Origin of the sequence: Aliivibrio sp. S2TY2 (assembly GCF_028765525.1) — a bacterium.
GTDB lineage: Bacteria > Pseudomonadota > Gammaproteobacteria > Enterobacterales > Vibrionaceae > Aliivibrio > Aliivibrio finisterrensis_A.
Genome location: NZ_JARACS010000004.1, coordinates 17,566 through 31,545, shown reverse-complemented (window position 1 = coordinate 31,545; position 13,980 = coordinate 17,566). Strand labels below are relative to the sequence as shown.

Here is a 13,980-nt window from a genome sequence, read left to right as displayed (position 1 = left end):
TTTAGAGGATTAACGATGACTACAGGTAAGATCGTACAGATCATCGGTGCGGTAGTCGATGTAGAGTTCCCACAAGGCAATGTACCTCGTGTATACGATGCTTTGAATGTTGTTGATGCAAAAGAACGTCTTGTTCTTGAAGTGCAACAGCAAATCGGTGGCGGCGTAGTGCGCTGTATCGTAATGGGTAGCTCAGATGGTTTACGTCGTGGCTTAACAGTAGAAAATACTGGCGCGCCAATTACTGTTCCAGTGGGTACTAAAACTTTAGGCCGTATCATGAACGTTCTTGGTGACGCGATTGATGAGTGTGGCGAGATTGGTGCTGAAGAGCATTATTCAATTCACCGCGAAGCGCCTAGCTATGAAGAGCAGTCTAACTCGACTGAACTTCTAGAGACGGGTGTTAAGGTAATCGACTTAATTTGTCCATTCGCTAAGGGTGGTAAAATCGGTCTATTCGGTGGTGCTGGTGTAGGTAAGACTGTCAACATGATGGAACTTATCAACAACATCGCATTACAACACTCTGGCCTATCTGTATTTGCAGGTGTAGGTGAGCGTACTCGTGAAGGTAATGATTTCTACTTTGAAATGCAGGAAGCTGGTGTTGTAAACATCGAGAAACCTGAAGAATCAAAAGTAGCAATGGTTTACGGTCAAATGAACGAGCCACCAGGTAACCGTCTACGTGTTGCACTGACTGGTCTAACAATGGCAGAGCGTTTCCGTGACGAAGGTCGTGACGTACTGTTGTTCGTTGATAACATTTACCGTTATACACTAGCAGGTACTGAAGTATCAGCACTGTTAGGTCGTATGCCATCAGCGGTAGGTTACCAACCTACTCTAGCTGAAGAGATGGGTGTTCTTCAGGAGCGTATCACTTCAACTCGTAGTGGTTCTATCACTTCAGTTCAAGCGGTATATGTACCTGCGGATGACTTAACGGATCCATCTCCAGCAACAACGTTTGCTCACTTAGATGCGACAGTTGTACTTAACCGTAATATCGCTTCAATGGGTCTATACCCAGCGATTGACCCGTTAGACTCAACATCTCGTCAACTTGATCCACTTGTTGTTGGTCAAGAGCATTATGATATCGCTCGTGGCGTTCAATCGACACTTCAGCGCTATAAAGAGCTAAAAGACATCATCGCTATCCTAGGTATGGACGAGCTATCTGAAGAAGATAAGCAAGTAGTATCTCGTGCTCGTAAGATTGAGAAATTCTTAACTCAACCTTACCACGTAGCAGAAGTATTCACCGGTGACCCAGGTATTTACGTACCACTTAAAGACACATTAGCTGGCTTTAAAGGTCTATTAGCGGGTGATTACGATGACGTTCCTGAGCAAGCCTTCATGTACTGCGGTAAGATTGAAGACGCGCTTGAGAAGGCGAAGAAGCTATAAGGCTGATTAGGAGGCGATATGGCAGCAATGACCTTTCACCTGGACGTTGTAAGTGCTGAGCAGAAATTATTCTCAGGACTAGTAGAAACGATGCAGGTGACCGGTAGCGAGGGTGAACTTGGTATTTTCCATGGGCACGCACCGCTGCTGACCGCTATCACGCCTGGTATGGTGCGTATTGTTAAACAACATGGTCACGAAGAGTACATTTATGTCTCTGGTGGCATTGTTGAGGTTCAACCTGGTTCGGCTACTGTTCTTGCAGATACCGGTATCCGTGGTGAAGACCTAGACGCAGCTAAGGCAGAAGAAGCTAAACGCAAGGCTGAAGAGAACATCAAAAATCAGCATGGCGACATTAACTTCGCTCAAGCGGCCAGTGATTTGGCTAAAGCGATCGCACAGCTTCGAGTTATCGAGCTGACAAAACGTTCGCGTTAATCAAGCACCATTAGAAAGAAGGCGACCTATTTTGGTCGCCTTTTCTTTATTGAATGTTAATATTCTTATTTATCCACATGTTAATTCCATTAATCATTACTTTGTATTTAACTCAGTAGTCAGTAATGGATTTAGTATTTTGATTTCCACTAGCTAGGTAAATGGTATCGATACAGAGTTAGAGTCGATACCAGTTAGCATAATAATAGAATGGGCTTTTCATGAAATTCAGTGCAGTAATTTTAGCAGCGGGTAAAGGCACTCGCATGTACTCAAACAAACCTAAAGTACTTCATACTTTAGCGGGTAAACCAATGGCGAAGCATGTAATTGATACATGTGAGGGTCTTGGTGCTCAAAACATTCATTTAGTTTATGGTCACGGTGGTGATCAGATGAAAGCTGAGTTGGGTGAAGAGCGTGTTCAATGGGTACTTCAAGCTGAACAATTAGGTACTGGCCATGCTGTAAATCAAGCGGCACCAGAGTTTGCTGATGATGAGAAAGTATTAGTCTTATATGGTGATGTTCCACTTATTAGCACTGAAACCGTTGAGAATTTATTAGAAGCTCAACCAACAGGTGGTATTGCACTACTTACCGTTGTTTTAGATAACCCTATGGGCTATGGACGTATTATTCGTCGTAATGGTCCTGTGATTGCGATTGTAGAGCAAAAAGATGCGACGGAAGAACAGAAGTTAATTAAAGAGATTAACACAGGCGTAATGGTTGCGACTGGCGGTGATTTGAAACGTTGGTTAGCGGCACTTAAAAATGAAAACGCTCAGGGTGAATATTACCTTACCGATATCATTGCTGCAGCTCATGATGAAGGTCGTGCAGTAGAAGCTGTCCATCCAGTAAGCCCTATTGAAGTTGAAGGCGTGAATGATCGTGCTCAATTAGCTCGTTTAGAAAGAGCATTTCAATTAGCGCAAGCACAAAAGCTATTAGAACAAGGCGTTATGCTTCGCGATCCTAGCCGTTTTGATCTTAGAGGATCATTGCAATGCGGTATGGATATTGAGATCGATGCTAACGTGATCATTGAAGGTAATGTGACGATCGGTGATAACGTTGTTATCGGAGCTGGCTGTGTACTTAAAGATTGTGAGATTGATGATAATACAGTTATTCGCCCATACAGTGTGATTGAAGGTGCTACTGTTGGTGAAGATTGTACAGTTGGTCCATTTACTCGTTTACGCCCAGGCGCTGAACTGTGTAATGATGCTCACGTAGGTAATTTTGTTGAAGTGAAGAATGTTCGTCTTGGGGAAGGTTCTAAAGCGAACCACTTAACTTACCTTGGTGATGCTGAGATTGGTAAACGTGTAAATGTAGGTGCAGGTGTGATCACATGTAACTACGATGGCGCGAATAAATTTAAGACGATTATTGGTGATGATGTGTTTGTTGGCTCTGATAGCCAGCTTATTGCGCCTATTACCGTAGCCAATGGTGCAACGGTTGGTGCAGGTTCTACAGTGACTAAAGATGTTGCGGAGAATGAGCTTTATATCAGCCGAGCTAAAGAGCGCCGTATTGCTAATTGGCAGCGTCCAACTAAAAAATAATTAATAGGTAACCTATTGATAGTAAAAAGAAGCCATTAGGCTTCTTTTTTTTTATACCAGTCTATAGGCAAAAAAAATGCTGACCGAAGTCAGCATTTTTTAAAATTCTATTCGAAAAATTCGAATTAAGCTGGAGTAACGTCTGCAGCTTGTGGGCCTTTTTGACCTTGTTCAACAGTGAAAGTTACCGCTTGGCCTTCTTTCAGAGTTTTGAAACCTTCAGTTGCGATAGCACGGAAGTGAACGAATACGTCAGCGCCGCCGTTATCTTGAGTAATGAAACCGAAACCTTTCTCTTCGTTGAACCACTTAACGATACCAGTTGATTTAGACATAATAAATCCTAATTTTTTTAAATTAAATAATTCGCATAATGCGAAGTTGTAGCCATAAAGAATTATTTATTTGAGGTAAAACATATGTATAAAAAGCTTCAAGCATAACTGGTAAAGCAGTATAACGAAGGTTTCAAAAGCATAATATTACAGATAAATAGGTCTGTTTACAGGCCGAGAAAAATAATAGCATTTTTTAACCGATTGTATAGTAGAATTTCAAAAATGAATGAAAATAAGGCTAAAAAATTATTAGCCTTATAAATGCCATACGCTATTAAGATAAAAAGAACTGATAAGCAGGGTTATCTGTTTCATCCTTACATTGGTAGCCTAACTCTTTGAGGTGCTTTGAGAAATCAAAGAGATCGTTATCATCTAGTTCAAAACCACATAACACACGTCCATAATCAGCTCCGTGATTGCGATAATTGAACAAACTTATATTCCAATGTGTGCCTAAAGTACTTAAGAATTTAACCAGTGCACCGGGGTATTCTGGAAATTCAAAACTGTATAAACGCTCTTTTAAGGGTTTAGATGGCTTTCCACCAATCATGTAACGGATATGCAGTTTCGCCATTTCATTGTCAGAGAGATCAACAACAGGGTAATCGCCTTGCTGTAAATCATTAATGATATTATCGAGCTCTTGCTGCCCTTCTTGTAAGCGAACACCGACAAAAATATTGGCTTGTTTGTCATCATTATAACGGTAGTTGAATTCCGTTACGGCTCTGCCACCAATCAGGTTACAAAACTCAAAGAAAGCGCCTTGACGTTCAGGGATCGTTACCGCTAATAGGCCTTCTCGTTTTTCACCTAATTCACAGCGCTCGGAGACGTAACGTAAACCATGAAAATTGGTATTGGCACCAGAAAGTACCGTCCCTAGTTGTTTATTTTCTAGTTGATGTTTATCGGCAAATTTTTTCAATCCAGCTAATGCTAACGCACCTGATGGCTCTGCGATTGCGCGAGTGTCTTCAAAAATATCTTTAACCGCAGCGCAGATTTCATCACTGGATACCGTAATATGACCATCTAGGTATTTTTGGCATAAACGGAAGGTTTCATCACCAATACGTTTAACCGCCACACCATCAGCAAACATACTGACTTGATTAAGAATGACAGGCTCACCTGCATCTAGTGCCGCTTTTAAACAGGCAGAGTCTTCGGGCTCCACGGCAATGACTTTGATGTCAGGCATTAATTGTTTAATAAGAACAGCAACCCCTGCTGCTAAACCACCACCCCCAACAGGAACAAAGATATAATCGAGATGGCCATTTTGTTGCAGCATCTCCATTCCTATTGTCCCTTGGCCAGCAATGACTAATGGGTGGTCGAACGGAGGAACAAACGTATAACCGTGAAGTTTAGATAAGCGTTCAGCTTCGGCTTTTGCTTCATCAAAGTTACTGCCATGAAGTACGACATTACCACCAAATCCTTTTACGGCTTCAACTTTAATATCTGGGGTGGTTTTAGGCATAACGATAGTCGTTTGAATGCCTAATTTAGTGCCTGATAACGCCATGCCTTGAGCATGATTTCCAGCAGAGGCTGCAATCACTCCGGCTTTTTTTTGTTCTTCAGTTAAGTTCGAGACCATATTATAAGCGCCACGAAGTTTAAAAGAATGAACAGGCTGGCGATCTTCTCGTTTTAGTTGCACTCGGTTACTAATACGTTCTGATAAACGAGGCATATCTTGAAATGGCGTTACTGTGGCAACTTCATAGATAGGCGCTCGTAAGATCTGACGCAGATATTCTGCGCCAGTTTGATTAGAAGGTGTTGTCATAAGCTCTACCCTTCTAATTTTGATTTATCACGTACCGCGCCTTTATCTGCACTGGTTGCCATGCTTGCATAGGCTTTTAGTGCAAAAGAGACTTCACGTTGACGATTAACAGGCTTCCAGCCCTGCTCATTTTGTTTCTCACGGCGCTGTTGAAGTTCTGATTCTGAAACGTCGAGGGTAATTGAGCGGTTTGGAATATCAATGGTAATGATGTCACCGGAATTAACTAAACCAATGGTGCCACCACTTGCAGCTTCTGGAGATACATGGCCAATAGACAGACCTGAAGTGCCACCAGAGAAGCGGCCATCAGTAAGAAGCGCGCACGCTTTACCTAGTCCCATCGATTTAAGATAAGTAGTTGGGTACAGCATTTCTTGCATTCCAGGGCCGCCTTTAGGTCCTTCGTAGCGAATAACCACAACTTCCCCAGCTTTTACTTTTCCGCCTAGAATACCTTCTACAGCACTGTCTTGGCTTTCAAATACAATCGCAGGGCCTTGGAATTTTAGATTATCTTCATCGACACCTGCCGTTTTGACAATACAGCCATCGATTGCAATATTGCCAGAAAGGACCGCTAGGCCACCTTCTTGGCTAAAAGCGTTCTCTTTTGTTCGAATACAGCCATTTTCGCGATCGTCATCTAGGCGATCCCAACGGCAATCTTGTGAGAAAGCTTTGGTGGTTCGAATGCCAGCAGGACCTGCGCGGAAGAACTTAAGTACCGCTTCATCTTCAGTTTGCATAATGTCGTATTGGGCTAGCTGTTCTTTCATTGTTAAGCCAAGTACGGTATTGGTATCACCATTAAGTAGGCCTGCACGATCTAATTCACCAAGAATAGCCATAACACCACCAGCACGGTGAACGTCTTCCATATGATATTTAGGCGTTGATGGAGCGACTTTACATAGGTGAGGTACACGACGAGACATTTCATCAATGTCACCCATATCAAAATCAATATCGCCCTCTTGAGCTGACGCAAGAAGGTGAAGAACGGTATTACTTGATCCCCCCATTGCAATATCAAGCGCCATCGCATTTTCAAACGCAGCACGGTTCGCAATATTGCGTGGTAATGCGGAATCATCCCCTTGCTCATAATAGCGTTTCGTTAATTCAACGACACGTTTACCGGCATTGATAAACAGTTGTTCACGATCAGCGTGAGTAGCTAGCATTGAGCCATTACCCGGTTGAGATAAACCAAGTGCTTCAGTTAGGCAGTTCATCGAGTTAGCCGTAAACATACCAGAACAAGAACCACAAGTTGGGCATGCAGAGCGCTCTACTTGCTCACTTTGTTCATCAGAGATAGTTGGATCAGCGCCTTGGATCATCGCATCAACAAGATCAAGTTTGATGATTTGATCTGAAAGTTTAGTTTTACCCGCCTCCATTGAGCCACCAGAAACAAAGATCACTGGAATATTAAGACGCATTGCCGCCATCATCATTCCCGGAGTGATTTTGTCACAGTTAGAGATGCAGACCATCGCATCGGCACAGTGTGCATTTACCATGTATTCAACAGAATCTGCAATCAGTTCACGTGATGGTAGAGAATAAAGCATACCGCCGTGGCCCATCGCAATGCCATCATCAACAGCGATGGTATTAAATTCTTTAGCGATACCGCCGGCTTTTTCAATTTCACCAGCAACTAACTGTCCCATGTCTTTTAAGTGAACGTGACCCGGAACAAATTGAGTGAATGAGTTAACAACAGCGATGATTGGTTTGCCAAAATCCTCTTCTTTTACCCCTGTTGCACGCCATAATGCACGTGCGCCAGCCATATTACGGCCATGGGTGGTGGTGGCTGAACGGTATTTATTTTTAGGTGCTGTAGACATGGTCATTAATCCTTTAAATTTTTAATCTTATGCACGATTCAAGGTAGATACATGAACCGCGGTAATATCCCAAAGTTTTTCAATTTGATTGGTAAGAAGGCTGATTGGACGATCGCTTTCTACGATAATTTCGATAGCCGCAACACCACTGGCTTGGTTTTGAGTCGCTAATACTTGTTTGATAGCAAAACCACGGTGGCGAATAACACGTAATACACGCTCTAGTAATACCGGCTTATCAGTGGCTTCAATTTCTAAAATATAACGTTGCATTATTCACCCTCTACCATGTCTTGATTTGCTGCGCCTGGTGGAACCAGTGGCCACACATTTTCTTCTTCAGAGATCAGTACGTGTAATAAATACGCGGTCTTGCTTTCAAGCATCTCTTTTAAGGCCGGCTCAACTTCTTCTTTTGTCGTGATGGTTTTACCTGGAATATCAAATGCTGCAGCCAGTGCAACAAAATCAGGGTTATCATCTAGAATCGTCTCACTGTGGCGACCATCAAAAAATAGTGACTGCCATTGGCGAACCATACCTAGACGTTGGTTATTGAGCAGTACCATTTTTACGGGAATTTGTTTGCGTTTGATGGTTCCAAGTTCTTGAATATTCATCATGAACGAACCATCGCCTGAGATCAGAATGGATTGATCATCGGGACGAGCCACTTTAGCGCCCATTGCCGCAGGTAAGCCAAAACCCATGGTGCCGAGACCGGCAGAAGTTAAGTAATTCTCAGGAGCGCGTGGTTGAATATGTTGCGCTGCCCACATTTGGTGCTGGCCAACATCAGTAGCAACAATTGAGCTATCTGGCATCATGTCAGATAATTGCTTTAATAACAGTGGAGCGTAGATTAGTTCACCGGGATGATCATAACGCCATTTAAATTCAGTACGCAGCGCTGATACATGATCTAACCAAGGCGTTAAATCTTGAGAGGTATTTAACTGCGGTAAGATGGCATTAATATCGCCACGTAATGTGGAGTGAGCGTGACGAAGTTTATTGAACTCTGCAGCATCAATATCGATATGAATGACTTTGGCGTGGGGAGCGAAGCTTTCTAGCTTTCCTGTTACACGATCATCAAAACGAGCACCGACAACAAGCAATAGATCGGACTCTTGAACGACAAGGTTAGCAGCCTTAGTTCCGTGCATTCCTACCATGCCTAAATAGTATGGGTCATGACGCTCAATTGACCCTAACCCTTTAAGCGTACTCACAGAAGGCATTGGATTGTGACGTAAAAATTCACGAACAGAATCAGTAGCATGAGCAAGTTGCACACCACCACCAACATATAATACTGGTTTAGCGCTGTTTTTTAGTATCGCTTCAGCAGCTTCAATACTCTCTGGTGACGCAACAGGAATTGCTGGTGGTTGAAAGTGAGGAAGCGTCGTTACAGGCGCTTCAGCAACCTGAACATCTTTTGCTATATCAATAAGAACCGGGCCGGGACGACCTGTTTTAGCCACTTCAAACGCTTCTGCAATAACAGGAGCGAGTTCATTGATATCAGTAACAAGGTAACTGTGCTTAGTACAAGAGAGAGACATCCCGATGACATCCATTTCTTGGAAAGCATCAGTACCGATTAAATGACTGGCAACTTGACCTGTAATCGCGACAAGAGGAATAGAATCAAGCATGGCATCAGCAAGGCCGGTAATGAGGTTAGTAGCTCCTGGTCCAGACGTCGCTAAGCAAACAGCCACGTCTTTTGTTGAGCGAGCCATTCCGATAGCTGCCATTGCTGCACCTTGCTCATGACGGCACAAGATATGTTCTACACCACCATCGTACAGCGCATCATAAATAGGCATTATTGCGCCACCGGGATACCCAAAGACTGTTTTTATTCCTTCATCTCTTAAGGCTTTTACTACTAACTGTGAGCCATTCATACACTATCGCTCCCTGCGTGAGTGGTTGTTTCTCTATTCTTGCACATCATGTGCTCCCATTTCTTCCTGAATCTATAAAAAAACCCCCTTGCTTGTAAGCTTGGGGGTTTTAAGTGTGCGTTGCTATTGCGACTTTTTGCTCACTCATCCCCGCGCGGTGACTAGAATCACCACGAGAATGTTAATAATTAGAATATTCAGTTGAGCAACAAAAGTCATTTAATCTGTCCGTAAGCGTGTTTTTTTTGATAATTCGTTACATTAACTTAGTGGTAACACAGACATGGCTCTCATGACAAGAAAAAACTCTCATTTTATTCACAATTCTCGTTCATTTAGCGCTTATATATAACAAATCAATAAAAAGCGTCGAAATAGTCGCTTTATAAATCATTGGGTAGGGAAATGGGATTAGCAATAATACACAGTCGAGCATGTGTTGGTGTTGAAGCACCAGAGGTAACGGTTGAGGTTCATATCAGTAATGGAATGCCGGGATTCAGCTTAGTTGGATTACCTGAAACCACAGTTAAAGAAGCGAAAGATAGGGTAAGAAGCGCCATTATTAATGCTAACTTTGAATTTCCATCAAAGCGGATCACGGTGAATTTAGCTCCGGCGGATTTACCTAAAGAAGGAGGGCGGTTTGATCTTCCGATTGCGCTTGGCATTCTTGCTGCTTCAGATCAAATACCAGAAACGAAATTGGATGGGCATGAGTTCGTGGGAGAACTTGCTCTTTCTGGTGAGTTGCGTCGAGTAAAAGGCGTGTTACCTGCAGCTTTAGCCTCATTAAAATCTAATCGGTGCTTAGTGGTTCCTGATGAAAATGGTGATCAGGCTGCGTTGGTTGGAAAAGATATCCATAAATCAGCCCCTCATTTGTTATCGGTGTGCGGTTTCCTTTGTGGGCAGCAGCAACTTGGATTATTAACGTCTGAAAAAATAGAACAAGAAGTGGAGGCAATGGAGCGAGATCTACAAGATATTATTGGCCAACAACAAGGTAAACGAGCGTTAGAAATCGCTGCAGCAGGAGGTCATAATTTATTGTATCTCGGTCCTCCTGGGACAGGCAAAACCATGCTGGCTTCTCGCATGAGTGATCTATTACCTGAGATGACCAATGATGAGGCATTAGAAACTGCGGCTGTGGCTTCATTAACTCATCAAAATATTACAGAATCTAATTGGCGATCGCGTCCCTTTCGTTCTCCGCATCACTCTAGCTCTATGGCCGCGTTAGTTGGTGGTGGTTCGATACCAAGACCGGGAGAGATCTCGTTAGCCCATAATGGGATTCTATTTTTAGATGAAATGCCAGAGTTTGAGAGAAAAGTGCTCGATTCATTGCGTGAGCCTTTAGAGTCAGGTGAAATTGTCATTTCTCGTGCAGCAAGTAAGACTCGATTTCCTGCTCGCTTTCAATTGGTTGGCGCATTAAACCCAAGTCCTACGGGCTATTACGAAGGTAATCAAACTCGTACTAATCCGCAGCTTATTTTGCGCTACTTAAATCGTATATCAGGTCCGTTGCTTGATCGCTTTGATATGTCTTTAGAGATCCCTTTATTACCTAAAGGAACCTTAACGGAAGGGGGAGATAGAGGAGAATCAACTCAAACCGTGAAAGAAAGAGTGATTTTAGCTCGAATGCGAATGCTTAAACGCAGTAATAAAATTAATGCTTTATTGGGTAGTCGAGAAATAGAACAGTATTGCCCATTACATAAAGATGATGCGGCTTTTTTAGAGAATACGCTACATCAGTTAGGCCTTTCTATTCGTGCTTATCATCGGATCATTAAAGTAGCGAGAACGATTGCTGATTTAGCGAATGAAGAGCACATTCAACGTATTCATTTAGCCGAAGCGGTAGGTTATCGCGCAATGGATAGGCTTTTAAAGCAACTGACAGCACAAGCAGTTTAAGGTCACTTATGCTGATACGGATAAAACTTATTAACAATATTAAGTGAGGCTTGTTATTATATGCGCAATTTTCACTCTGTTAATAAATGAAGAATCCTATGTTTGCTAATATTCGACTGGTTATCAGTGTTTTGCTTGTTATGCTTAATACAGCGTTAACCTCTTTAATTATCAGCTTTTTTGCTGTGATTAAGTTACTTCTTCCTGTTGCTATCGTAAAAAAAATCACAGTATCTATGGCAAACAAAACATTATGGGGTTGGGCAACACTAAACCTATGGATGCTTAATATTAACAATACGATAGAGTGGAAAATTGAAGGTGGTGAAAGCTTATCTCAAGATAACTGGTATTTATTACTTTCGAATCATGTGAGTTGGGCTGATATCGTGATTTTATCTTCAGTAATGAAAGATAAGATCCCAATGACTAAGTTCTTTTTAAAGTATGAATTACTTTATGTCCCTTTTGTCGGTTTGGCGTGTTGGGGGGCTGATATGCCATTCATGCGCCGAGATCCTGAGCGTCGTGAAGATGACTTTAATGCGATAAAGAAGTCGTGTGAAAACTTCCGAGCAGTACCAACAACCGTGGTTAACTTTGTTGAAGGGACTCGTGCAACGCCTGAAAAATTACTGGAAGCTCGAACGCCTTATCAGCATTTATTTAAGCCTAAGATTGGTGGCATTGCTTTTACGTTATCTGCGATGGGAGAATTGTTTGATGGTATTGTTGATGTGACGCTTGCGTATCCAGAGAACCAAAATTCGCCATTTATCGATATGTTGCAAGGGAAATTAACTAAAGTCGTTGTTCGTATTAATTTGCATCCTAATGATGAAAAGGTAAATGGAGACTACTTTGGCGATAAGGCCTTTAAGCGTGGCTTTCATAAGTGGGTAAATGACTTATGGAAAGAGAAGGACGACTATCTACAAGACGTTCTAAAAAATAAAGAATAAAAAAAGGGAGCGAATTATCGCTCCCTTTTTTGTGTCTTATTTCTTTAGTAGCCAGCTTACTAACTCGTAGTATTCTTCAGCACTTTGAACTTTACCTGTTTCAACAAGGTATTTGTTGTTAACAATAACCGCTGGAACGCCTGTTAATCCGCTGTCTTGAAATGCTTTATCAAAACGGTTAACCATAGAGTTAATTGCAAAACTATTGTAAGTACCATCGAAGTCATTTGCATTTACGCCTTCATCTAAGAAGATCTGGCGAATTTCTTTTTCGTTACGTGGTGGCTTATTCATAGTATGAATACGGTTAAAGAAAACAGGAACCATTTTATCTTCTACACCCAGAGATACCATGGTTGCATAGGCTTTACTCATTGATAAACCCATTGGTCCACCCATAAATGAAACGTGAGTTTTCTTAAATGTCGCATTGTCAGGCAGTGTTTTCTTTAAACCCTGAATAAGAGGTTCGAAGCTACTGCAGTGCGGGCAGTAGAAAGAGAAAAATTCATTTACTGTTGGTGTTTTTGACTCAGGTAGGTCAAGAACTCTATAGTAATCACCTTCTGTAAAGTTTGCTGCGTTTACTGAAAAACTCAGTACCAAAGCACCAAACAGTGCCATCATTTTCTTCATCATGTGTAACTCTCTCCAATCCATTTGTGGTTAGTATTCTAATTTTACCATTGTGGCATCAGTTCTAAAGGCGCATCATGCAAGGCTGCAATTTGCTCTTTAAATCCGAGTACTTGGCTTTCCCAGTATTTTGCGTCGGCAAACCATGGAAATGCAATAGGAAAAGCCGGATCTTTCCAACGTTTTGCAAGCCATGCCATGTAGTGCACCATTCGTAGACCGCGTAAAGGTTCAATTAGTTTCAATTGGTTAGAATCAAAGTCACAAAATTCGGAATAAGACTCTAATAAAATATCTAACTGAACAAGCTTATCTTGTCGTTCGCCATTCAATAACATCCATAAATCTTGTGCTGCTGGCCCATTTCTCGCGTCATCTAAATCAACAAATAATGGGCCATCGCGCCATAAAATATTACTTGGGTGACAATCGCCATGCAGACGAATCGCCTTGCTTGGTTGCCAATGTTGTTCGATTTGCTTGATCAACATATCCATATCAGAAAAAAAGCTGTTTTCTAAATGAGAGGGTATGAATGAGCTGTTTTCTAATAGTTTTCTTGGTTGGTATAAATACTCATCCAAACCAATTGTTGGGCGGTGTTGAAACAGTTCAGATTCGCCAACTTTATGAATACGGCCTAAAAAGCGCCCAACCCATTCAAGTTGGTCAAAATTATCCACTTCAAATGTACGGCCACCTAAGCTATCAAACAAGGCAAACCAGTAACCATTGGCAAAGTGAAGTGTTTTACCATTAATCTCAAGCGGGGCTGCGATAGGGATATCTTGCTGAACTAATTGTCTAGCAAAGAGGTGCTCTTCTAATATTTGGGCTTCAGACCAACGTTGAGGACGATAAAACTTCACGACATAACGGCGTCTTTCTTCATCAGTAAATTGATACACCCGGTTTTCGTAGCTGTTTAAAGCAAGAAATCCTGATTCAGCGCGAATACCAATATCAGCTAACGCATTCCATAATAAATCAGGGGTAAGCGTGCTGAAATTAAAGGCATGTTCAGTCATAGTTATTCTCAAATAAAAAGGGCTCATGGCGAGCCCTTTGATCCAGTAATAGAACG

12 protein-coding genes are annotated in these 13,980 nt (G+C 42.1%); 5 read left to right on the top strand and 7 right to left on the bottom strand.

The window, feature by feature from the left end; all coding sequences use genetic code 11:
• Nucleotides 1-15: 15 nt before the first annotated feature.
• The 3 genes from atpD to glmU all read left to right on the top strand — a co-directional run bounded on the left by atpD (nt 16) and on the right by glmU (nt 3,440).
• Entirely contained in the window at nt 16-1,419 is a 1,404-nt protein-coding gene (gene atpD, locus PVK63_RS08315; RefSeq protein ID WP_130045749.1) for a F0F1 ATP synthase subunit beta, read from the top strand.
• An 18-nt stretch (nt 1,420-1,437) separates the two neighbouring features.
• Entirely contained in the window at nt 1,438-1,860 is a 423-nt protein-coding gene (locus tag PVK63_RS08310) for a F0F1 ATP synthase subunit epsilon (RefSeq protein WP_130045748.1), read from the top strand.
• Between the two features lie 221 nt (nt 1,861-2,081).
• Nucleotides 2,082-3,440, top strand: coding sequence for a bifunctional UDP-N-acetylglucosamine diphosphorylase/glucosamine-1-phosphate N-acetyltransferase GlmU (gene glmU, locus PVK63_RS08305; protein WP_130048467.1), 1,359 nt, complete (start codon nt 2,082-2,084; stop codon nt 3,438-3,440).
• Nucleotides 3,441-3,565: 125 nt separating this feature from the next.
• Here glmU and cspE read toward each other — a convergent pair whose 3' ends face one another.
• The 5 genes from cspE to ilvG all read right to left on the bottom strand — a co-directional run bounded on the left by cspE (nt 3,566) and on the right by ilvG (nt 9,366).
• On the bottom strand, nt 3,566-3,775 hold the full coding sequence (gene cspE / locus PVK63_RS08300; protein WP_005421580.1) for a transcription antiterminator/RNA stability regulator CspE: 210 nt from the start codon (nt 3,773-3,775) through the stop codon (nt 3,566-3,568).
• 277 nt (nt 3,776-4,052) lie between these two features.
• Nucleotides 4,053-5,585: a threonine ammonia-lyase, biosynthetic gene (ilvA, locus tag PVK63_RS08295; RefSeq protein WP_130087498.1), complete on the bottom strand. Its 1,533-nt coding sequence runs from the start codon at nt 5,583-5,585 to the stop codon at nt 4,053-4,055.
• Between the two features lie 5 nt (nt 5,586-5,590).
• Nucleotides 5,591-7,447 (bottom strand): dihydroxy-acid dehydratase, encoded by a 1,857-nt coding sequence (gene ilvD, locus PVK63_RS08290; protein ID WP_274440337.1) that lies wholly within the window; start codon nt 7,445-7,447, stop codon nt 5,591-5,593.
• A gap of 27 nt (nt 7,448-7,474) precedes the next feature.
• Nucleotides 7,475-7,720, bottom strand: a complete 246-nt coding sequence (ilvM, locus tag PVK63_RS08285) for an acetolactate synthase 2 small subunit (RefSeq protein WP_061030392.1) — start codon at nt 7,718-7,720, stop codon at nt 7,475-7,477.
• Nucleotides 7,720-9,366 carry an acetolactate synthase 2 catalytic subunit gene (gene ilvG / locus PVK63_RS08280; RefSeq protein WP_130045743.1) on the bottom strand — a complete coding sequence of 549 codons (1,647 nt, stop codon included), beginning with the start codon at nt 9,364-9,366 and terminating at the stop codon, nt 7,720-7,722. The genes ilvM and ilvG overlap by 1 nt, the downstream gene beginning before the upstream one ends.
• Before the next feature lie 405 nt (nt 9,367-9,771).
• On the opposite strand from ilvG, the gene PVK63_RS08275 reads away from it, so the two are divergent.
• Together PVK63_RS08275 and PVK63_RS08270 are read left to right on the top strand one after the other, a co-directional pair.
• A complete protein-coding gene (locus PVK63_RS08275) occupies nt 9,772-11,298 on the top strand; it encodes a YifB family Mg chelatase-like AAA ATPase (RefSeq protein WP_130087500.1) in 1,527 nt (508 codons plus the stop codon).
• A gap of 98 nt (nt 11,299-11,396) precedes the next feature.
• Nucleotides 11,397-12,260, top strand: a complete 864-nt coding sequence (locus PVK63_RS08270; RefSeq protein WP_207215673.1) for an acyltransferase — start codon at nt 11,397-11,399, stop codon at nt 12,258-12,260.
• 36 nt (nt 12,261-12,296) lie between these two features.
• Here PVK63_RS08270 and PVK63_RS08265 read toward each other — a convergent pair whose 3' ends face one another.
• Together PVK63_RS08265 and PVK63_RS08260 are read right to left on the bottom strand one after the other, a co-directional pair.
• Nucleotides 12,297-12,896: a thiol:disulfide interchange protein DsbA/DsbL gene (locus PVK63_RS08265; RefSeq protein WP_207215676.1), complete on the bottom strand. Its 600-nt coding sequence runs from the start codon at nt 12,894-12,896 to the stop codon at nt 12,297-12,299.
• A gap of 44 nt (nt 12,897-12,940) precedes the next feature.
• Nucleotides 12,941-13,924, bottom strand: coding sequence for a serine/threonine protein kinase (locus PVK63_RS08260; protein WP_130087506.1), 984 nt, complete (start codon nt 13,922-13,924; stop codon nt 12,941-12,943).
• Nucleotides 13,925-13,980 lie beyond the last annotated feature (56 nt).